This window comes from Pontibacter amylolyticus, from assembly GCF_014638845.1.
Taxonomy (GTDB): domain Bacteria; phylum Bacteroidota; class Bacteroidia; order Cytophagales; family Hymenobacteraceae; genus Pontibacter; species Pontibacter amylolyticus.
Genome location: NZ_BMFP01000002.1, coordinates 646,290 through 667,139 on the forward strand (window position 1 = coordinate 646,290; position 20,850 = coordinate 667,139).

Genomic DNA, 20,850 nt, shown 5'->3' on the forward strand with positions numbered 1-20,850 from the left:
GAGTGCTGTAAGTACGAGCGCATCTCTGGGCTGCTGATTAAGCGGATTTACGCCAAATACAACGTTGTAGTTATAAAGGCCCGCCGTTGACTAAGCAGCTGCTCTTTTCACAACTCAATCTGTTAAGATCGTTTGTTTGATTAAAAAAGGGGACACCAACTGGCGCCCCCTTTTATATTGTTCAGCTAGCAAAGTATTACTGAACGCTGGTGTCGAATGTGATGTCCACGTCCGTCTCGCCGGTGTTCTCGTTGCTGGTGCTGCTCTTGGTACCCGGCTGGTGCTTCAGCAGGATGCGTACCTTGCCTGTTCCGGTAGCAGTGGTAGTAGCCGTTGTTTCCAGGCCGATCGGACGGCCGTTGGCATCTTTATCAGTTTTGGTGAAGGTTACCAGACCCTGCGGGTTCGCAAAATAGAAGATCTCATGGGCAGTTCCCTCCTCACGGATGTCCGCTGTCAAGTCGTGCGTGTCGTGGTGATCGCCGTGCGCTTCCTCAGAGGCAAAGGCGATGGAACCGGTATACGTGGTGTTGGCACTGAGCACTAACTGATCTATCTCGGGAGCTTTGCCGCCCGGGCCGTCCAGGTCTTCCCAGGTAGCTGTAATTGGCTGTCCGCCATTGGCAGGTGTAAGTGTCAGGGTCACAGTCGTCACTACATCATGCTCGTGGTCCGGCTCCGGATCTTTCTCGTCTTTACAAGCCGAAAAAGTAAGTGCGCTGCCCATTAGGAGAAAAGCGAGGTATGGTCTGAATGATTTTTTCATGATAAATAAACTGTTTTAGGTTTAATTAATTGAATCTCTAAAAATAAAGGTGACTACAGCGGGACCTTGATGCGGAACATGATCATGCGGCCCATCTCATCGGCAAAATACCGGAGACGGTTCTGATAATCGCGGTAGCTGGTGTTGAGCAGGTTGCTGCCCACTATACCTAACTCCACCTGTTGCTTCCCGAACTGCAGGTTGGTGCCCGCCTCGGCGTGTAGTAGAAAGTAAGCATCAGGTGCCGCTAAAACAGGGTCCGACTGCGCATCAGAACGGCTCTGGCGACTCACATACAGCCCTCCCAGCGCCAGGTAGCTATCAGAGAGCCTGGAGGCACTCTTGTTCTCGAAGCTGTAGCGGAGGGTGTTGTCGGTGCGGCCAGGCGTAATGAAGGGCAGGTAACTGTCCGTTTCCCGGTTCTTGGCATATACCAGCGACGTTTTGTTGTTCAGCGTCAGCCGGTTGGTCAGAGCATAGTCGAAACTAAGGTCTGCTCCCCAGAACCGGGCATTGGCCTGCATGTACTCGGCCTGCAGGTAGGCGCCCCCTATACCCAAGGCGTAGTCTGGCAGTATCTGCAGGTATATGTAATTGTTGATGGTATTGTAATATAGACTAAGCTCCCCGTTCAGGCGGAGGTTAGAATGGTAGTTGATCGTGGCCATCGTATTCACAGCGTCTTCCGACACCAGTTCCGGGTTGCCGCGCTCAAAAGAGGCCGCGCTGTTGTGCAGGCCGTTGGCGAATAACTCATACGAGTGCGGTGCACGGGAAGCGTAGCCCACGTTGGCACTCAGCGTGACGTGGTAGCCTAAATCGTAGAGTGCGCCGAGGCTGCCGGAAAAGTTGTGGAAGGTATAAGACGGGCGCAACACGCCCTCCGCAGTATCCCACCGCTTGATGTCGAGGGATTTGTTGTCGTAGCGGATGCCCGCCTCTAGCTGCAGGTTGTCCTTGCGCCATTTCTCCGCAACAAAGGCACCGATGGTGGTATTGAGGAAGTAAGGCAGCAGGGGCCTGGTGCCACCGGCGTAGGAGTTGTTCTGCCAGATAGTAGAGGCTCCCACGCTTCCGGAGATATTGGCAAACGGCTTGTGCTCCCATACCAGCTCGGTGGTGTGCGTCTGCAAGTCTAAATCCAGTTGCGGACGGTCTCCGGTATTACGGTGGCGGTCGTACTCCTGCCGGACGTTCTGCTGCAGTCCGTAGGTGAACTGCAGCTCACCTAACTCGCCTGTCTGGTAGGAGGCTTTTGCCTTGAGCAGGTGGTGCGTCACATCCTGGTAAGGGCGGGCGATGGAATAAGTAAAGCTGCCCGTCTCCTCCGGCCGCTCCCGCCCGATGGCGTTGCCCAGATCTGTCAGGTTGCCGATGTGGGCCGAGGACAGAAAGCCCAGCTTAGTGTGGAAATAGCTGTAGTACAGTTCCGCCCCGAAGCGCTGCCGCTTATACCCCAGCATGGCTGCCAAGTTCTGCTCCTCAAAGCCAGTGTTGTCCAGGTTATACCTGGGAGCCTGCGCACTTCCCGCTTTCTTGACAGAGGTATGGAGGCGCCAGCTTAGCGGCAACTGCCGCAGCTTGCCCTCAGCCATGCCGGCCACTGTGCCCATGCGGTTGTTGGTGCTTCCTATCAGGGTAACCTCGCCCCTTATACCTGCAGAGTCTGGCAGTGCGCTGGGCTCTACCAGCACAATGCCCCCGATAGCGTCGGAGCCGTAGCGAACCCCAGCCGCGCCCTTGATCACCCGCATCTGCTGGGCGTTCAGCGGGTCAATTTCCGGGGCATGCTCGTTCCCCCACTGCTGCGACTCGTGCCGCACCCCGTTGTTCATGATCACGACGCGGTTACCAAACAGGCCGTGTATGACAGGCTTTGAAACAGTAGGGCCCGTTTGCACAGAGCTTACGCCCGTCAGCTTTTTGAGCGACTCGCCCAGCGAAAGACCGCGGGTTTCTTCCAGTTCGCGGCCCTGCAGCGTTTCGGTTGCCTGCGCCTGCTCCTGCAGACGCTCACCCGTAATCACAACCTGCCTGAGCTGACGCGCATCGATGTGAAGCGATAGGTTACGCACGGTAGAGGCACTTAGCCTGAAGGACTGGCGCTCTTCCTCGTACCCGATGTAGGTTACTTTCAGGGTATAGCTGCCGCGGCACAGGTGATGAAAGTGGTAGTTGCCGTACTCATCCGACAAAGTGCCCCGCTGCAGCTCTTCTATGTAAATAGTAGCGCCAATCAGCGGCTCACGGGTGTCGTGGTCCAGCACCTTGCCCGAAAGGGTCAGGCCGCAGTCCTGCTCCGGATCTTCTCCGTCCAGGTATACCTGCTCCTGCGCCATTGCCACAGAAACTACCAACAGTAGCTGCCACAAAAGCGCTATAATGAATTTAAATCGGAACACAGTCTGTGCAAAGTTTAGGTATAAGGTATAGGCTACAGCCTAACGTTCACCCGCCAGTTGCAAAGCAACCACAGGTATAGGTATAGCCATCATGCCAGAAAAATAAACAGGAAACCAGCAAGCACTGCCCATTGCCGCATCCGGGCAGTAGGTATGCAAAACTGATAGGCCAGTCCGTAAACAGGTGCCGGGAGAGGCGACACGCCGTAAGACTGGAAAAAGAACGGAAGGTTTAGCCGATTGTGGGCGGGCCGCGAAGTGTGAGGCGGGCAAAGGAGTTAAAAGCCGCATACTGGGTATACCGGGCGGTATACTCGGCGAGTGTAACAGGCGCCGTAAAGGTATAGACTGCGGTGGCGCTCTGGTAAGGCGCTCCGAACAAATCCTCTACCGGACAGTGGCTGTGCTTCTTCTCGACATGCGCGTTTTTCTGGTCGCCTGGGTGGCTGTGCGCCGTGTGGGCATGGCTGTGCAGGCTCAGCAGCAACTGGTCCGGCACCATGGCGCGCGTGAACAGCAGCAGCAGAAAAAGGGCGATATATGTCGTGAACCGGTACACCTATAAGCAAGGCTTTAAAACAAAGATAGGATTTTTTTTGCCAATGTTACATGTACGCACACAAGTATTGTGGGTTAAGCTGGGCAGAAGCCCGCACAGGAAATATGCCAAAACAGCCCGTGGCTATACCTGAAATTTTTCTGTAAGGCTGTTTTCCTGACATCATGTCACAATTAGGCAGCGAAGTTTCCTGTGGAACAGGATTTGAAAGCGCTTGGACAGAAAGACCGCCGTCCTTTTCAAAGGCATCGTTTTCGAAGACATCACTTATTAAAATATAGATTTTAAAAGTACAGCACATGGAAGAAAGAGGTAATATTTCGATTCACACCGAAAACATTTTCCCGATCATCAAGAAGTTCCTTTACTCCGACCACGAGATATTTCTGCGTGAGCTGGTGAGTAATGCCGTGGACGCCACCCAGAAAATGAAGCGCCTGTCCGCCATCGGCGAGTACAAGGGCGATCTGGGCGAGCTGAAAGTGACGGTGAAAGTGGACAAAGACGCCAAGATCATCACCATTTCCGACAACGGTATCGGTATGACGGCCGAGGAGATCAAGAAGTACATCAACCAGATCGCCTTTTCAGGCGCCACTGAGTTTGTGGAGCGCTACAAAGACGCCGGTGAGCAGAACCAGATCATCGGTCAGTTCGGTCTGGGCTTCTACTCGGCCTTTATGGTGGCCGACCGTGTGGAGATCATCACCAAATCTTATAAAGAAGGTTCGGAAGCCGCTCACTGGACCTGCGACGGCAGCACCGAGTTTGCGATTGCCCCGGCGCACAAAGAAGACCAGGGAACGAACGTGATTCTCAACGTGGCTGCTGACTCGGAGGAGTTCCTGGAAACGGCCCGCATCCGCACCATCCTGGACAAATACTGCAAGTTCCTGCCAGTGCCGGTGGAGTTTGAGGGCGAGATCATCAACAACCCGAACCCGATCTGGACCAAGCAGCCTTCGGAGCTGACGGACGAGGATTACAAGAACTTCTACAAGGAGCTATACCCATTCTCGGAGGCGCCGCTGTTCTGGATTCACCTGAACGTGGACTATCCGTTCAACCTGACCGGTATCCTTTACTTCCCGAAACTAAAGAATGACTTCGAGATACAGCGTAACAAGATCCAGCTCTACTCAAAGCAGGTGTTCATTACCGACGAGGTGAAGGACGTGGTGCCGGAGTTCCTGATGCTGCTGCACGGGGTGATCGACTCGCCGGACATTCCGCTGAACGTGAGCCGCTCCTTCCTGCAGGCTGACTCCAACGTGAAGAAAATCAACACCTACATCACCAAAAAGGTAGCCGACAAGCTGAACGATATTTTCAAGAAGGACAGAGCCACCTTCGAGACCAACTGGGACGACATCAACGTGTTCATCAAGTACGGCATGCTGAGCGACGACAAGTTCTATGAAAAGGCCAAGGACTTTGTGCTGCTGCAGAACACCGAGGCCAAGTACTATACCTTAGAGGAGTACAAGGCGCTGACGCAAGCCAACCAGACCGACAAGAACGGTCAGCTGGTGATGCTCTATACTACCGACGCCGACAAGCAGCATGCCTTTGTGGAAGCCGCTCAGAACCGAAGCTACGATGTGCTCAAGTTGGACTCCATCATCGACAGCCACTTCATCGGTATGCTGGAGCAGAAGCTCGAGAAAACCTCGCTGAAGCGCGTTGACTCTGAAACGATCGGCAAGCTGATCGAGAAAGACGAAACCAAGGACAGTGTGCTGAACGATACGGAGAAGGAAGACCTGAAGAAGATCTACGAGACGGCGATCAATAACCAGAACATGCAGGTGGAAGTAGCGCCGCTGGCTCCGGATGATGCTCCGGTCATCATTACGTTGCCGGAATTCATGCGCCGCATGAAGGACATGAGCAAGAGCGGCGGTGGCGGTATGATGTTCATGGGCAACATGCCGGACACCTACAACGTGACCATCAACGCGAACCACAGCATCAACCAGCGCATCCTTAAGGCAAAAGACGACAACAAGGAGCGCATCGCCCGTCAGGCCTTTGACTTGGCCCTGCTGTCGCAGAACATGCTCTCCGGCTCGGCCCTGACGGCTTTTGTGAAGCGCAGCGTGGATTTGATCGACAAAGAATAACAGTAACTTTTCATAATTACACGTAACAGCACAAAAGCGGCACCTGACTGGGTGTCGCTTTCGTTTTGAGGGGCTTTTGGTGAACTAAGGCGCCGGGCTTAAAGTTATAGGGACTATACCTGCCAGGTCGGTTGTTGGCAGGTATATGATTTATCTGCATATTTACGTTACCTTAAACAAGGTATAGCTTTTTGGAAACAACAGAAGTGCATTTATCTGAACGAAAACACATGAGGCACACGCTTTATCTTGTCGGGTTTGTTTTATCTGTGATGCTGGGAGTTGCGGCTTGCAAACCCCGGGCCTACAACAGCGACTACAACCTGAGCCGGGCTGCCGAAAAGCAGAGTGCCAAAGCCGAAACCATCGCTTTAGCCGACACGGCCAAGCCAACGGTGCAGATAGGCGACTCCCTGGACAAAGTAGAGGAAAAACAACCGAAGAAGCGCAAGAAGAAAGCCGATAAACGTTACTTCATGGGCGACCGAGTAGCCCGTGGCTTCGTGAAGACGGGCGGCCGCGGCCCCCGGGAGGTGATCGAATCCTTCAGCTATCTGGTGGATTTTCAGCAGCCTGACCCTTATGCCCCTGACAAGTACTATTACGATACCAAGCGGCGCAAACTCTACAAAACACGTGGCGAACTGAACCCGGAGCAGCACAAAGTACTGCACGGCCCTTACAAGAAAGAACAGGCCGGTGAGGTGATCGAAGAAGGCTACTTTTATGTCGGCACCAAACACCTGCGGTGGGAGCGTTACAACCGCGATGGGATTTTATTGGCAAAGGAGCATTTTGAGAAGGGCTATTTGCGCGATGCCGTGGTGAAGTATTACCCAGGCACTAAAAAGATAAAAGAAGTGATTCCTTATGCCTATGGAGAGGTGCAGGGTACCTACTACCGCTTCTATGAAAACGGGCAGCTCGAGTGGATGGGGCAATACCAGAAGGGCCGTAAAGTAGGCCTCTGGGTGAAGCACTTCGATTTCAGGGCCCGTCGCCAGTACGAGTACCAGTACCCCAAAACCCCTTACGAACCAAAGGCAGAGCCAGTCTTGGTGAAGCAGTACGACCGCCACGGCACCCTCATTTACGAGAAAGACAAGCTAGACAAGCGGGCCTCGAGTCGTTAATGAAAAGCGTCTTCGATGTGGAACAGCTCCGGCGGGTTGCTCATCGTGACGGCGATGATATCGAAGCGGATGTCTTCCTGCCAGCCTATCTTTGAAATGTATGAGTCCGCTGCGTTCAGAATCATGCGTTGTTTACGGCGGTTCACAAACTCCTCCGGGTATCCAAAGCTGTCGTTGGTTCGGGTTTTCACTTCTACAAACACCAATACCTCGTTTTGGTGGGCAATGATGTCGAGTTCGGCTTTGCCCATGCGCAGGTTGCGCTGCAGAATGCGGTAGCCTTTCTGGTGCAACAGTTCGCAGGCCAGGTCTTCGCCGTTGGCGCCGGTAGAGAGGTGGGGTGCTTGCGGTGTCATCATAAGTGACTTAAACTTATAATGGCGGCAGGCGGTTTTATCCATAACAGCCTGAGTTGCCGTTTGCGTATGCCCTTGGGCGGCCGTATCTTTGTTGAAAATTAAGGGTAAAGTGGCCTGGCCGGCCTAAAAGCCAGCTGAAAGCTATACCTGGCAAGAAGGGAGAAAAGACGTGTCACAGAACAAAACCATACAATTTGAGCACCTGGGGCTGATCGATTACAAAGAGGCCTGGGATTATCAGGACAAGCTCTTTACAGGTATACTGGATATGAAAGCCCGTAACCGAACGGCGGCTCCCGAAGCACAGGAGGTGACGCCCAACTACCTGCTTTTCTGCTCGCATCCGCACGTCTATACCCTGGGCAAGAGCGGGCACGAGTCCAATTTGCTGATCAACGAAGAGGGGCTCAAGGCCAAAGGCGCCACCTTCTACAAGATCAACCGCGGCGGCGACATCACCTACCATGGCCCGGGGCAGATCGTAGGCTACCCGATTCTGGACCTGGACCACTTCTTTACCGACATCCACAAGTACCTGCGTTTTCTGGAAGAGGCGATCATCCTGACCCTGAAAGACTACGGTATAGAAGCCGGCCGTATATCGGGTCTCACCGGCGTATGGCTGGACCACGTGGAGCAAAAGAACCCGCGCAAGATCTGCGCCATGGGCGTGAAGTGCAGCCGCTGGGTGACCATGCACGGTTTCGCCTTCAACATCAACACCGATTTAGATTATTTTAATAACATCGTACCCTGCGGCATTACCGACAAGCAGGTAACGTCGCTGGCAAAAGAGCTGGGCCGCGAATTGCCGATGGCAGAAGTAGAGGAAAAACTCCTGGGCCACCTGGCTACCCTATTCGAGGCAAGCATTACAAAAGATTAAATGAAGAAGGACATAGATTTCACCCCGGTGCAGGGTGTGGCCGTGGCCATCGCTTTCACAGGCGAGACGCCGGAGGAACGCACCTGGAACGTATACCTGATCAACAACAACAGCGTGGCCCTCGACAGCGTGTTTGTCACCTCCAAAGGCTACGGCATCATAAAGGACGAAGAGGTGAAAACCTCCGTGCTGCGGCACATGTTTGAGCGTGTGGAGGCCAAAAGCTTTGTGCAGGTGGAAGTAATTGATCCGTCGGTCTTCAAGCTCAACAACGAGTACTGGGTGAGCTACTACATCGATGGCAAGATCTATGACAAGCGCTTTGTTTTCGTGCCCGACTCGATCACCGATGAGCACCTCATCGACATCAGCATGCTGCAAATGCAGGGTGTATTGCATTCTTAAGGTATAGCCTCCTAAATTTTCACCCTGACCGTGTATATCACCAACCGCATAAGGTATAGCTTCGGGCTGTTGCTGCTGCTTTTCGTGCTGACCGGGCCGCTACAGGCCCAGGTGCTGCCGCTGGAGCAGAAGAACACCCTCAATGGCAACTGGCAGGTATACGATGCCGGCTCCAGTGACCTGGTGCCCTACGCGACGAACCTGCACGGCGGCTACAGCGCTGTGCACCAGTGGGTGACCATGGCACCTGCCAAGCCTTTTGTGATCGAGTTTACGGCCCAGAAGGACCTCTGCCTTTTTCTGAACAACCAACTGATCTTCACGGCAGACTCCACTTCCAACTATACCTTCGACCTGGCCACGTGGAACAAACGGGTGAAGCCGGTGAACGGGCGCTACCTGTTGTCCGTGTGGCATCCGTCGCAGCACCCCAATGTGGGCTCTTTTCGCAACCGGGTGCAGACAGAGCGAGCCGACAGCGAAACCATGCAGGGGAGTTTCTCGGTACGGCTGCGGGAGTACGTCAACCAGAATGCGTTCATCATTTTCACGCTGCTGATTGGGCTGCTTTACGGCGGGCTTAAGACCACCTTTCCCTCCGACTTTCAGGCGGTGTTTGGGGTGCAGTCCTTCTGGCGCACCCGGTCGCTGGACGAAGGCATCCTGGCCAAACCGCTCAGTACCTGGTCCGGCATGCTCTTTATCATCGCCTTTTCCATGTCGATGGCGCTGCTGATTGCGGCCATCCATACCAATGTGCAGCATGTGCGCATCTTCAACCGCCTGTTTCCTGTGTCAGAGGCCGATATCACGACCAAGGTGCTGTTCTATACCTTCCTGATCTTTGCGGTTGTCCTGCTAAAGTACTTTTTCTTGAAAGTGATGGGCTATATCTTCGGATTAGAGCAGATTGTGCAGGTCCAATTCAGTGAGTTTCTGCGCTCTCTGTTGTTTCTGGGCCTCTTTCTGCCGGTGGTCATGCTGCTATACCTGTCGCTTAACCACGTGGCCCCCGATGCCGTACTCACAGTTTCGAGCATGGCGGTGCTTTTGCTGCTGGTAATCACGGTTATTCGTGTGTTTGTGACAGTAAATAAGCAGACATCTGTGATAAATTTGCATTTATTTTCTTACCTTTGCGCCACAGAAGTGATTCCGTTGACCATCATGCTGAAGTTTATCGTGTTTAACTTTTAAAAACACAAAATCGACGGTTTCGGCAGGCGGCTAATATTATAATAAACAGACTTCCATACTCTATGGCTGAAAGCAAAGAAAAGGCTTGGGCAAATCCTGAAAGACACAAAATTCCGATCAGGAGCATTCTCGTGACGCAACCACAGCCTACTACCGATAACTCTCCCTACCTCTCTATAGCGGACAAGTACGGGATAAAGGTGGATTTCAGGGCGTTTATCGAGGTAGAACCTGTTTCCTTCAAAGAGTTCCGCAAAGACAAGGTGGACATCCTCTCGCACACGGCCGTGATCTTCACCAGCCGCAACGCCGTGGACCACTTTTTCAGAATCTGCCAGGAAAGTAAAATCGAGATGCCGGCTGACATGAAGTACTTCTGTATTTCGGACCAGACGGCTTATTACCTGCAGAAGTACATCACCCTGCGCAAGCGCAAGTTGTTTGTAGGCGAGAAGACGGCCAAAGATCTGTTTGAGGTGATCAAGAAGCACAAGAACGAGAATTTCCTGTACCCTTGCTCTAATATCCGCAAAGACGACATTCCAGGGTTCCTGAAAGCGAACAAGATCAAGCACACAGAGGCCATCATCTACAAAACAGTGGAAGCCGACCTGTCGGACCTGGACGATGTGACCTATGACTGCATTGCTTTCTTCAGCCCTTCAGGCATCAGCTCGCTGTTCATCAACTTCCCGAACTTCAAGCAGAACAACACCCGCATAGCGGCTTTTGGGCCTACCACGGCCAAGGCGGTGCGCGATGCCGGCCTGGAGCTCGACATAGAGGCGCCGATGCCAAACGCCCCTTCCATGACGGGCGCCATTGAGGTATACATCCAGAACCAGAAGAAATAAGCGAACCTACTTAAAGGTCGGGTAAAACAGTAAAACGCAAAAGCAAGTAGAATCAACCATCTGCTTGCTTTTGCGTTTTACTGTTTAATATATATATTTGGTTCAACTCTGGCTGTTTAACGTCCAGTTAACGTTTGCTTGGCTGCAACATTTATGAAAAAGATTATACCTGTCGTTTTGTTGTTGTTAATCTGCCACCTGAACTCCTGGGCGCAGCAACAGCCTCAATTTACCCATTACGGATTCAACGGCATGTATATCAGCCCGGCTTACGCAGGTATAACCAACCGCCCGGAAATACAATCGATCTACCGCTACCAGTGGCTGAACTACGACGCCTCGTTCGACGATGGCGGCTCGCCGCGCACCTTGCTCCTGACGGCCCACACGCCAGTGCGCCTTTTGAAAGGTGGTCTGGGTATAACGCTGATGCAGGACCAGATCGCTAATACCCGCATACAGCAGGCGGCCGTCTCCTACTCTTTCCACCTGAACGTGGGCGAGGGCAAACTGGGCATCGGTCTGCAGGGCAATATAAATAATATAAGAAAGGGCAGCTACCGCTTTATCGACGAGGGCGACCCGAACATCCCCTTCAACAGCTCCGATTCTAAATTCGACATGGGGGCCGGGGTATGGTACGAGTCAGAGCAGTTCTATGCCGGTGCCGGCGTGACCAATTTGCTGCGCTCCAGTTACCAATTTATGGATGTGGATAACACAGGAGGTGGCCGTGTAGTTGGCGAGAACCACCTGTACCTGACCGGCGGCTACCATTTGCCCCTGACCAACCAGTTGGTGCTTACTCCGACGGCCCTCTTAAAGCATGATACAGAGACATTTTCGTTTGATGCTGGCGCCCGTATAACATTTGATGAAAAATATTGGGGCGGATTGAATTTTCGGCATCAGGAAGCTGTTAGTGCGCTTGTGGGTATAGCGATGTTGCAGGACAACGCGCTGCGGGTAGGATATGCATTAGATCTCACGACATTTAATAAAGAGGCCAAGGCCCCAACATCACACGAAGTGATGGTATCCTACCGATTACCTGAGCCAGTCGTTCGGTTCAGGCCTCCAGTGCGAACCCCTCGCTATAATTTCACAAAATAAATATTCAGGATATTGTATTTATCGCTGAAAAGCTGTATTCTTGAAAAAATACAGTTAAAATAAATTGTATATGGTATAATATTCTTGATATTGTACCGTTTGAAAATTATTAATAAGTGAGAATTTCAATTGTTTTTGTTTTATTTCTAATTCTCAATATATTTGCTACACCAGAAATAGTGTGCATTAATAATTGCTAAAAAATTTACTTTTTCCAAAGTCATCATGAACAAACTATTAAAGCTGTCTTCCTTCGCTTTGGCGGTGGTACTGCTTGCGAGTTGTGGGTTAAGAAGAGGACCGCAAGGCGACCTGGTGGGCGCAGAGGATCGACCAGACTACAATCCACAGGCTGTACCCTACGGTATGATCGCCGCCCCGGGCGGAACTTTCCATATGGGTCAGGCGGATCAGGATATAGCGGCAACTATGGCGAACCTGAACAAGCAGGTGACAATTGGTGGCTTCTATATGGACGAAACCGAGATCACCAACAACGAATACCGTCAGTTTATCGAAGTAATGGTCAATGACTCGATCGATGTGCTGGGCGAAGACTTCGTGATGACAAGCCTATACCCTGACACAACCGTTTGGGTGCGCGACTTCACTTACCACATGGGCGATCCCTTGATGGAATACTATTTCTCTCACCCTGCATTTGATGAATATCCGGTGGTGGGTGTAAACTGGTTTGCAGCCAAGTACTTCTCTGACTGGAGAACGAAGCATAAGAACCAGGCCAATGCTGATAACGGCATGGCGCCAATGCCGCAATTCCGTCTGCCTTCTGAGGCAGAGTGGGAGTACGCAGCGAGAGGCGGCCGCGATATGTCAACCTACCCTTGGGGTGGTCCATACCTGCGCAACGCCAAAGGCTGTCTGCTGGCTAACTTCAAGCCGGGCCGTGGTGACTACTACAGCGATGGCTTTACCTACACGGCTCCTGTAGCCCAGTTCTTCCCGAACGACTTTGGCCTGTACGACATGGCCGGCAACGTAGCCGAGTGGTGCGAAGATGCCTACGCCGACGCTACTGTTCCGATTACCTGGGACTTGAACCCCGTTTACTATGATGACAACGAGCCTCGCAAAGTAGTGAGAGGCGGCTCCTGGAAAGATATTGCATACTTCCTCGAAACTGGTACCCGTAACTTCGAATATCAGGACTCAGCCAGGTCATACATCGGTTTCCGCAACGCGATGATCTACCTGGGACGCTCTTCAGGAAGAGAGTTCAGATAATCCGCCGAAGTGTTCTTGCAGTTAAAAACTTAACAATTTAATACCCAATCGTTCACATTTAATTTTTGAAAACAAAATGAGCAAAGCTAGAGGTCGCAGTTTCTTGTACGACGTGTTGATGCCCAAAATCTATGGTCTTGGTGCCGCAGTCGTAATTATCGGAGCATTGTTTAAAATTCAGCACTGGGCAGGTGCCGATATCATGCTGATCGTAGGTCTTGGTACAGAGGCCGTTATCTTCGCGCTGAGTGCGTTCCAGCCACAGCCACACGATCCGGATTGGGCAAGAGTTTACCCACAACTGGCCGATGACTACACAGGCGAGGCGCTTATCCCTACAACAGCGTCTAATAACAACACTTCCGTTACAAAGGAGCTAGACAAAATGATGCGTGACGCTGACATTACGCCGGCTACCATCAACACACTGGGCCTGGGCCTGAACAGACTGAGCGAAACTGCAGCACAAATGGCTGATTTGAGCCAGGCTACAGCTGCTACGAATGAGTACGGTGTACGTGTGAAAGCTGCCGGTGACGAGCTGGGCCGCATTACACAGGCTTACGCCACAACAGCAGATGCACTGTCTAAAATGGCAGTTGCCGCCAACGATACACAAGAGTATCATACCCAAGTACAGAGCATGACAAGAAACTTAGGTGCTTTAAATGCTGTTTACGAAATGGAGCTTCAGGATGCTAACAACCACCTGAAAGCAATGAACAAGTTCTACGGAAACCTGAGCATGGCCATGGAAAACCTGACTGACGCCAGCAAAGACACGGAGCAGTTCAAGCAAGAGGTTTCTAAACTGACGCATAACCTACACTCACTGAACACAGTGTACGGTAACATGCTGACAGCCATGAAAGGTTAATTGCGCACATTTCCTAAATCAACAAGAAAACAACAGTAACTAAGTAGAAAATGGCTGGAGGAAAAGAGACACCACGGCAGAAGATGATCGGTATGATGTACCTTGTACTGACCGCACTTCTTGCCCTGCAAGTGAACTCTGCTATCCTGTTAAAGTTTCAGTTTATTGATGAAAGTCTTAAGGACGTCAACAATAAAACGCAAGCTGACAATAGCGGAGTTGTAACGAATATTAAATCCAAGGTCAGCGAAGGCGGTAACCGAGACAAAGACAAAAATGTTTTGGCAAGCGCGAACGCTGTTAGAAAGGAAACCGGCGAACTGGTTGAGTATATCCGCGGTCTTCGCGAAACCCTGATTCAGAAAACGGGTGGTGAGAACGAAGAGAAAACCGGATATGCTAACCCTAGTGCCGAGGATCTGGTGGCTATTACCATGATTGGACCTGCAAGTGCTAAAAACGGGGCAGCTTACGAGCTGGAGCAGCGTTTGAACAACTATGCAAAGTTCATGAAGCAGTACAACCCAAACATGCCGGACATCCTGGCACGTGACGGCAAGACCGACCCAATGGCTTCCAAGGACCGCGCTCAACGCAACAAAGACTTCGCCCAGCTCAACTTCGAAGCTACCCCATTGGTGGCAGCACTGGCAACCCTTTCTCAGAAAGAAGCCGAAGTACTGAAGTACGAAGCAGATGCGCTGCAGAACCTGGCGCAGAAAGTTGGTGCTGACATCATCAAGTTCGAGAAGATCTTCGCGATGGCACGTGCTGAGTCTAAGACAGTAGCTGCCGGTACCAAGTACAAAGCTGATATGTTTATCGCTGCTTCATCTGACGCGATCACGCCAAAGATGACATTCCAGGGTAAGCCAATCAACGTAGTAGACGGCAAAGGCCAGATTGAATTCACGGCTGCTGCCAACAACTACGACGCTGACGGTAACTCTAAGCAGACCTGGAAAGGTCAGGTGATCATCGACAAAAATGGTGAGCAGGAAGTACTGGACGTAACAGAAGAGTACATCGTAGCGAAGCCAGTTATACAGGTACAGTCAGCAGCAGTTCAGGCCCTATACCTGGGTTGCGCAAACGAACTGAACGTACAGGTTCCTGCATTGGGTGCCGTATACGATCCTAGCTTCTCTGCTTCTGGTGGTTCGGCCATCAAAGGTGCTAAGAAAGGTCAGGTTACGATCATCCCAACTACTACTGAAGTGAAGCTTAACGTAAGCAGCGGTGGCAATGCAATAGGTTCTGAAACATTCAAAGTTCGTCCGGTGCCAAGACCATCATTGCAAACTGTAGTAAATGGCAGACCAGTTGACCAGAAGAGAGGCTTGCCGGCTCAAGGCATCAGATCGGTTGAAATTCAGGCGATCGCTGACGAAGGGTTCAAGCAATTTTTGCCTAACGAAGCTCGTTATAGAGTAACGAAGTGGAGAGCCTTCCTGGTAAGAGGTTCAAACCCGGTAGACCAGGCTGAATTTTCAAGCCCAACCGGCGACTTAACACGTTTTGCAGCAAAAGCTGGCAAAGGCGACCGTGTAACCATCGAGGTACTGGAAGTGAAGCGTTTGAACTACCAGGGATCGCCGGTTGATGCGAAACCTACAGGCGACGGTATCTTCACTATCCCACTTAACTAATTAAGATTAGAAGCTTACAGGAGTATGAAACTTATCAAAGTAATAGGTGTAGCAGCTGGTATGATGCTCTCTTACGGAGCAGTAGCACAGCAAGTGTCTACCACGCAGTCCAGTAATCCATCAGCAAGACCTATTCCGGAGTCTGATGTATTGTTTAAGAAAACGGTTTGGCGTAAGATCGACTTGCGCGAAAAGCAAAACAGACCCTTGTTTTCTGAAAACAGAGAGATCACCAAAGTTTTGATCGACGCTGTAAAGAGCGGCGAGCTGGTGGCCTATAAGACAGACTCTGTAAACGTACCTTTATCCAGAGAGGAATTCCTTGCAAACATGACCGGCAAAGATATGGGCGGCGGTTTGACTGAAGAGGAGATTGCTGCTGGTTTTGGTCAGGAAGAGGAAGATGATGATGCCTGGGGCGCTGCCCTTGGTACAACCGCTACGCAAGAGACTGGCCCTGTAAGCAATGAATTCTTTGCAAAGCAGCTATACCTGCTGGAGCTGAAAGAGAACGTAGTGTTCGACAAGAAGCGTTCCCGTATGTACCACGATATTCAGACGATCAGCATTAAGGTTCCCGCTACGCTTAACCCACTGGGTTTTGAGCAGACAGTAGGCAGCTTTAAAATGAGCGATCTGGTGAAAGTTTTCAGAAACAACCCTGAAACTGCTATCTGGTACAACGCGCAGAACGATGCACAGCACAAGAACCTGGCTGACGCGTTCGATCTGTGGCTGTTCAGCTCTTACATTACCAAAATATCTAACCCGAACGACAGAGCGCTGGGTGATATCTACGGTGGTGGTAAGAAAGGCCTGTTAGCCGCTCAGGAAGCGCTTGAAGCGCTGATTGAGTACGAATACAGCCTGTGGAGCTACTAATTGCAAGACAAGCATATAAAAGGGGGAGATCTGACAAGATCTCCCCCTTTTTTGTTTTAGGGCTATGCCAAAAGCTGGTAGTTAGTGATGAAAGCAAGGTATGGCTGAACGGTTGCTATCTGGTGTAAAAAAGAGTGCAAAAGTTACAAGTATTCGATGCCTAAGTTACAAAAGAGCAAATCAAAACGGGGCTGAGCCAGGGGCGGTTCAGAGATTTGACCACAGTATTAATCTAAGGTATAAGAAAGCATAATCACCAGAACTAAGACGCTCCTTCTGCATTGTGGAAGTAATCGAAAAGAATCTGGGCTTTGCGCTGACCCACTTCCTCTGTTAATTCCGCCAACGTAAGCTCCTTGAGTTTCTTTACGGACCTATACTTCTGAAGAAGCGCATCAGCCGTCGTGGGGCCTATACCTTTCACGTCTGTCAACTCAGTCTTCAGTGTACCCGCATCTCGGCGTGAGCGGTGAAATGTGATGGCAAAGCGGTGTGCCTCATTCCGCAAGCGCTGAATCAGTTTAAGCGACTCCGACTTCTTATCAATGTATAGCGGAAGCTTATCACCCGGGTAAAAGATCTCTTCCAACCGTTTGGCTATACCTACAATCGCGATCTTACCCCACAGGTCAAGGTCTTTCAGCGCCTTAACGGCAAAGCTAAGCTGGCCCTTGCCGCCATCTATGATGATGAGTTGCGGCAACGGTTGATTCTCCTCTATCAGCCGCTTGTAACGTCTTGTCACCACCTCGTACATCGACTCAAAGTCATTGGGGCCAACGACAGACTTGATATGGAAGTGACGGTAGTCCTTTTTGCTTGGCTTGCCGTTTTTAAAACACACCATCGAGGCAACCGGGTTGTCGCCCTGAAAGTTGGAGTTATCGAAGCATTCGATCTGGCGGGGCAGCTCAGTAAGGCGAAGGTCTTTCTTCAGCGTCTCTAGTACACGCATTTCTCGCTGCTCACTTAGGCCCTTGTTCTGCTCCTGACGACCTTCGCGCTCTTTGCGGAGGTACATGGCATTCTTCAACGACAGGTTCAGCAGCTTGCGCTTATCTCCTATCTGGGGTTGGGTGATGGTGATGTTATCCAGCGGGAGGGTGAGCTCAATGTTGGTGATGATCTCACGGGAAGTACTCTCGAACTCGTGTCGCAGCTGCACAATAACCGTAGCAAGTAGTTCTTCGTCGCTTTCATCCAGCTTCTTGTGTAACTCCAACGATTGCGTTTGGATAATGGAGCCGTTCATGACTTTGAGGTAGTTCACAAAAGCGCACTTCTCGTTCGACGTGATCGAAAAGACATCGATATTCGAAAGCGTGTTGCTGACTACTGTGGACTTGGCCTGGTAGTCTTCCAGCAGATCAAGTTTCTGCTTGTAGCGATGTGCCTGCTCATACTGATAATCAGCCGCAGCTTCCGCCATTCGCTCCTTGAAGTAAGTCTTCGCGATAGCCAGGTTACCCGAAAGGATACTTCTTATTTGGGTGATGTACTGGTTGTAGGTTGTCTCGTCTATCAGGTCTTCGCAAGGGCCTTTGCAGTTGCCGATGTGATACTCCAGGCATACCTTGAATTTGCCAGCAGCAATATTCTCCGGGGACAAATTATAGGTACACGTACGCAGAGGATATAGCGTCCGGATAAGATCCAGCACGATGTGCATGGTGGTGCCGCTTGGGTAGGGACCGAAATACCGGGAACCGTCGTTTATCTTGTTGCGTGTGCTGATGACCCGAGAGAAACGCTCGTTCACGATGCAAATATACGGATAGGTTTTCCCGTCCTTGAGCAGAATGTTGTACTTGGGCTGGTACTGTTTGATCAGGTTATTTTCCAGCAAAAAAGCGTCGGCCTCCGTGTCCACAATCGTGAACTCGATGTCCTTGATCCTGGAGATGAGCTTAAGCGTTTTTTTATTATGCTGGGCAGAGCGATTGAAATAGGAGCTGACACGCTTCCTAATATCAATCGCTTTGCCTACATAAATGATGCCCTCGTCATCAAAGAACTTGTAAATGCCCGGTTTATGTGGTAAATGGGAAATCTTCTCCCGCAGCTTCTCGTTTGCAGCCATGCTTAATTTTCATTAGAAAGCATCTAAGTCGATCGGGGCAGGAACCTGGTAAAACTCGTCTTGCTGCGAAGAGTCTACCGGCATGCCATTGTTATACTTAGCGCAATCTAATTCTACCGATAAAGGCGTAGAAGGTTTAGGGAACGGGTCTTTTGATCTTTCCAGTGATTTGTCGGCGTATACCTTTTGCATGAAGTTACCATAGATCGGCATCGCCAGTTTGTTACCCTGACCCAGCGCAATGGTACGGAAGTGGATAGAGCGGTCATCGCCACCCACCCAGGCACCTGCCACCAGATCAGGCGTTATGCCCATGAACCAGGCATCCGAGTAGTTCTGGGTCGTACCCGTTTTACCGCCAATCTCGTTTTTGAGTCCGTTGCGGTGGCGCAGGCCGTAATAGGCAGTACCACCCGGCTCAGCAGCCGCTTTTAGCATATGCACCATCATATAGGCAGTTTCTTCGCTGAGCGCATCTACTGTCTTTGGCACAAACTCATGCAACACGTTACCGTGCTTGTCTTCGATACGGGTAATGAAATTTGGTTCTATCCAGGTTCCGCTGTTCACATATGTGCCGTACGCGCCTACCATGTCATAGAGTGTCACGTCGTTTACACCCAATGCGAGTGATGGATTCGCCTCGAGCGGGGTAGTGATACCCATGCGCCTGGCTGTCTTAACCAGTGTTTCAGCGCCGAGCTTGTTTACCAGGAAAGCAGAGATAGAGTTCACGGACTGGGCCATGGCTTTGCGCAATGTGAACTTTTCGCCGGAGAACTTATTATCGGCATTGTTCGGGCACCACATCGTACCGTCGCCCAAAGGTATACACACCTGCGTGTCGAGCGTTTCGTAGCATGGGTAATAGCCGTTTTCGATGGCAGCGGTGTACAGGAAAGGCTTGAACACAGAACCCGGCTGGCGCGCGCCCTGTTTCACGTGGTCGTACTTGAAGTGCTTGTAGTTGATGCCACCCACCCAAGCCTTGATATGGCCCGTTTGTGGCTCCATGGCCATGAAACCGGTGTGTAGGTAGTGCTTGTAATGCTTAAGCGAGTCAAGAGGACTCATCATCACTTCCTTCTCCCCGTCGTAGGTGAAGATCGTCATTGGGATCTTCTTGTTCAGGTAGAAGTTGATAGAATCCTGGTTGCCATCAAATTGCCTGTTCAGGTTGCGGTAGCGGTCGGTCCGCTTAATGGCTGTCTGCAGAAAGTCCGGGATTTCCTTGCCCTGGCGATCGATCCAGGGGTTGCGGCCTTTCCAGTGGGAGAAGAACTCTTTCTGGCGGTCCTTCATGTGCTCCTCCACAGCCTGCTCGGCATACTGCTGCATGCGCGAGTCGATGGTAGTATAGATCTTCAGGCCGTCGGCATACAGGTCATAGCCGTTCTCGCGGCACCACTTCAGCAAAAACTTGCTGGCTTCGGTACGGAAATAAGGTGCCAGACCTACGTTTTGGTTTTCAACACGGTACTTTAGCGCGATATCAGTTTCTTTCAGGCTGTCATACTCAGCCTGCGTCATATAGCCGTACTTCACCATCTGCGAAAGCACCACATTGCGGCGATGCTTCGAGTTTTCCGGGTTGAATTTCGGGCTATAGAAGTTGGGGTTCTTGAACAGACCTACCAGCACGGCTGACTCCTGCACCTCCAGGTCGCTGGCATTTTTACCAAAAAACGTCTTCGAAGCCGATTGTATGCCAAAGGCGTTGCTGCCAAACTCGAAGATGTTCAGGTACATGGTCATGATCTCCTGCTTCGTATAGGACTGCTCCAGCTTCACGGCCATGATCCACTCCTTTGTTTTGTGGATAAGCGTACGAAAGCCCGGCTTGTCGTTGAGGTAGCCGTTGTTCAGTTCTTCGCCACGGGTACGGAACAGGTTTTTGGCCAGCTGCTGCGTGAGGGTACTGCCACCGCCCTTAGAGGCGCCGATCATCAGGGAGCCGGCCACACGTGCCATCGCCTCCGGGTCTATACCTGAGTGTTCTTCAAAACGGATGTCCTCTGTTGCCATCAGGGCATGCACAAAATTCTCAGGCAGGTCCGAAAACTCGATTGGGGTGCGGTTCTCGCGGAAGTACTTGCCCAGTTCCTTGTTGTCGGCTGAGTAAAGCACCGAGGAAAGGGCGCTTTTCGGGTTCTCGAGGGTACGCATGTTGGGCAGGTCCCCGAACAAATTCAGGAAATTGACGCTGACCGCATAAATGTAAAGTATGAACACAGCCAGGCCACTCAGGAAGAGGAGCCAGAGTGTGGAAATGATCTTAGGGAATACCGTTTTTGGTTTTGGGCGGGTGGTTGTTGCCATG

The 20,850-nt window shown here is 51.3% G+C and carries 17 protein-coding genes; 11 read left to right on the forward strand and 6 right to left on the reverse strand.

Translation table 11 applies throughout. The annotated features are described in order from the left end of the window. Positions 1-196: 196 nt before the first annotated feature. From IEV97_RS07765 to IEV97_RS07775, 3 genes are all read right to left on the reverse strand, one after another. Positions 197-766, reverse strand: coding sequence for a hypothetical protein (locus tag IEV97_RS07765; RefSeq protein ID WP_188500925.1), 570 nt, complete (start codon positions 764-766; stop codon positions 197-199). Positions 767-819: 53 nt separating this feature from the next. Then, a complete protein-coding gene (locus IEV97_RS07770) occupies positions 820-3,168 on the reverse strand; it encodes a TonB-dependent receptor (RefSeq protein WP_188500926.1) in 2,349 nt (782 codons plus the stop codon). 232 nt (positions 3,169-3,400) lie between these two features. Beyond that, positions 3,401-3,727 carry a hypothetical protein gene (locus IEV97_RS07775; RefSeq protein WP_188500927.1) on the reverse strand — a complete coding sequence of 109 codons (327 nt, stop codon included), beginning with the start codon at positions 3,725-3,727 and terminating at the stop codon, positions 3,401-3,403. A gap of 299 nt (positions 3,728-4,026) precedes the next feature. Between IEV97_RS07775 and htpG the strand changes: the two genes are divergently transcribed. Together htpG and IEV97_RS07785 are read left to right on the forward strand one after the other, a co-directional pair. Beyond that, positions 4,027-5,850: a molecular chaperone HtpG gene (gene htpG / locus IEV97_RS07780; RefSeq protein WP_188500928.1), complete on the forward strand. Its 1,824-nt coding sequence runs from the start codon at positions 4,027-4,029 to the stop codon at positions 5,848-5,850. 230 nt (positions 5,851-6,080) lie between these two features. Then, on the forward strand, positions 6,081-6,983 hold the full coding sequence (locus IEV97_RS07785) for a toxin-antitoxin system YwqK family antitoxin (RefSeq protein ID WP_188500929.1): 903 nt from the start codon (positions 6,081-6,083) through the stop codon (positions 6,981-6,983). Here IEV97_RS07785 and IEV97_RS07790 read toward each other — a convergent pair. Beyond that, entirely contained in the window at positions 6,980-7,342 is a 363-nt protein-coding gene (locus IEV97_RS07790; RefSeq protein WP_188500930.1) for a YraN family protein, read from the reverse strand. The two genes, IEV97_RS07785 and IEV97_RS07790, sit on opposite strands and share 4 nt — an antisense overlap. Before the next feature lie 169 nt (positions 7,343-7,511). Between IEV97_RS07790 and lipB the strand changes: the two genes are divergently transcribed. From lipB to porN, 9 genes are all read left to right on the forward strand, one after another. Next, a complete protein-coding gene (lipB, locus tag IEV97_RS07795) occupies positions 7,512-8,228 on the forward strand; it encodes a lipoyl(octanoyl) transferase LipB (RefSeq protein WP_188500931.1) in 717 nt (238 codons plus the stop codon). After that, complete coding sequence (locus IEV97_RS07800) at positions 8,229-8,633, forward strand: hypothetical protein (RefSeq protein WP_188500932.1); 405 nt, start codon at positions 8,229-8,231, stop codon at positions 8,631-8,633. Positions 8,634-8,663: 30 nt separating this feature from the next. After that, the gene (locus IEV97_RS07805) at positions 8,664-9,830 is read left to right on the forward strand and encodes a DUF4271 domain-containing protein (RefSeq protein ID WP_229733844.1); all 1,167 of its coding nucleotides are present in this window, start codon (positions 8,664-8,666) and stop codon (positions 9,828-9,830) included. Between the two features lie 62 nt (positions 9,831-9,892). Next, entirely contained in the window at positions 9,893-10,684 is a 792-nt protein-coding gene (locus IEV97_RS07810) for a uroporphyrinogen-III synthase (RefSeq protein WP_188500933.1), read from the forward strand. Between the two features lie 153 nt (positions 10,685-10,837). Continuing rightward, positions 10,838-11,797, forward strand: coding sequence for a PorP/SprF family type IX secretion system membrane protein (locus IEV97_RS07815; protein WP_188500934.1), 960 nt, complete (start codon positions 10,838-10,840; stop codon positions 11,795-11,797). 225 nt (positions 11,798-12,022) lie between these two features. Then, positions 12,023-13,042, forward strand: a complete 1,020-nt coding sequence (gene porK / locus IEV97_RS07820) for a T9SS ring complex lipoprotein PorK/GldK (RefSeq protein ID WP_188500935.1) — start codon at positions 12,023-12,025, stop codon at positions 13,040-13,042. Positions 13,043-13,118: 76 nt separating this feature from the next. Beyond that, complete coding sequence (gene porL, locus IEV97_RS07825; RefSeq protein ID WP_188500936.1) at positions 13,119-13,919, forward strand: type IX secretion system motor protein PorL/GldL; 801 nt, start codon at positions 13,119-13,121, stop codon at positions 13,917-13,919. Between the two features lie 50 nt (positions 13,920-13,969). After that, the gene (gene porM / locus IEV97_RS07830; RefSeq protein ID WP_188500937.1) at positions 13,970-15,568 is read left to right on the forward strand and encodes a type IX secretion system motor protein PorM/GldM; all 1,599 of its coding nucleotides are present in this window, start codon (positions 13,970-13,972) and stop codon (positions 15,566-15,568) included. A 24-nt stretch (positions 15,569-15,592) separates the two neighbouring features. Next, positions 15,593-16,450 carry a type IX secretion system ring subunit PorN/GldN gene (gene porN, locus IEV97_RS07835; RefSeq protein WP_101444630.1) on the forward strand — a complete coding sequence of 286 codons (858 nt, stop codon included), beginning with the start codon at positions 15,593-15,595 and terminating at the stop codon, positions 16,448-16,450. Positions 16,451-16,712: 262 nt separating this feature from the next. Here porN and uvrC read toward each other — a convergent pair whose 3' ends face one another. Continuing rightward, positions 16,713-18,530: an excinuclease ABC subunit UvrC gene (gene uvrC / locus IEV97_RS07840; protein WP_188500938.1), complete on the reverse strand. Its 1,818-nt coding sequence runs from the start codon at positions 18,528-18,530 to the stop codon at positions 16,713-16,715. A gap of 12 nt (positions 18,531-18,542) precedes the next feature. After that, entirely contained in the window at positions 18,543-20,849 is a 2,307-nt protein-coding gene (locus tag IEV97_RS07845) for a penicillin-binding protein 1A (protein WP_188500939.1), read from the reverse strand. Position 20,850 lies beyond the last annotated feature (1 nt).

Excerpts from the sequence above, each read along its gene's own strand:
- IEV97_RS07810 (WP_188500933.1), top strand. The coding sequence starts at position 9,893 with ATGGCTGAAAGCAAAGAAAAGGCTTGGGCAAATCCTGAAAGACACAAA.
- IEV97_RS07800 (WP_188500932.1), top strand. The coding sequence starts at position 8,229 with ATGAAGAAGGACATAGATTTCACCCCGGTGCAGGGTGTGGCCGTGGCC.
- IEV97_RS07790 (WP_188500930.1), bottom strand. The coding sequence starts at position 7,342 with ATGATGACACCGCAAGCACCCCACCTCTCTACCGGCGCCAACGGCGAA.
- porN (WP_101444630.1), top strand. The coding sequence starts at position 15,593 with ATGAAACTTATCAAAGTAATAGGTGTAGCAGCTGGTATGATGCTCTCT.
- IEV97_RS07765 (WP_188500925.1), bottom strand. The coding sequence starts at position 766 with ATGAAAAAATCATTCAGACCATACCTCGCTTTTCTCCTAATGGGCAGC.
- htpG (WP_188500928.1), top strand. The coding sequence starts at position 4,027 with ATGGAAGAAAGAGGTAATATTTCGATTCACACCGAAAACATTTTCCCG.
- IEV97_RS07815 (WP_188500934.1), top strand. The coding sequence starts at position 10,838 with ATGAAAAAGATTATACCTGTCGTTTTGTTGTTGTTAATCTGCCACCTG.
- IEV97_RS07785 (WP_188500929.1), top strand. The coding sequence starts at position 6,081 with ATGAGGCACACGCTTTATCTTGTCGGGTTTGTTTTATCTGTGATGCTG.
- porM (WP_188500937.1), top strand. The coding sequence starts at position 13,970 with ATGGCTGGAGGAAAAGAGACACCACGGCAGAAGATGATCGGTATGATG.
- uvrC (WP_188500938.1), bottom strand. The coding sequence starts at position 18,530 with ATGGCTGCAAACGAGAAGCTGCGGGAGAAGATTTCCCATTTACCACAT.
- IEV97_RS07845 (WP_188500939.1), bottom strand. The coding sequence starts at position 20,849 with ATGGCAACAACCACCCGCCCAAAACCAAAAACGGTATTCCCTAAGATC.
- porL (WP_188500936.1), top strand. The coding sequence starts at position 13,119 with ATGAGCAAAGCTAGAGGTCGCAGTTTCTTGTACGACGTGTTGATGCCC.
- porK (WP_188500935.1), top strand. The coding sequence starts at position 12,023 with ATGAACAAACTATTAAAGCTGTCTTCCTTCGCTTTGGCGGTGGTACTG.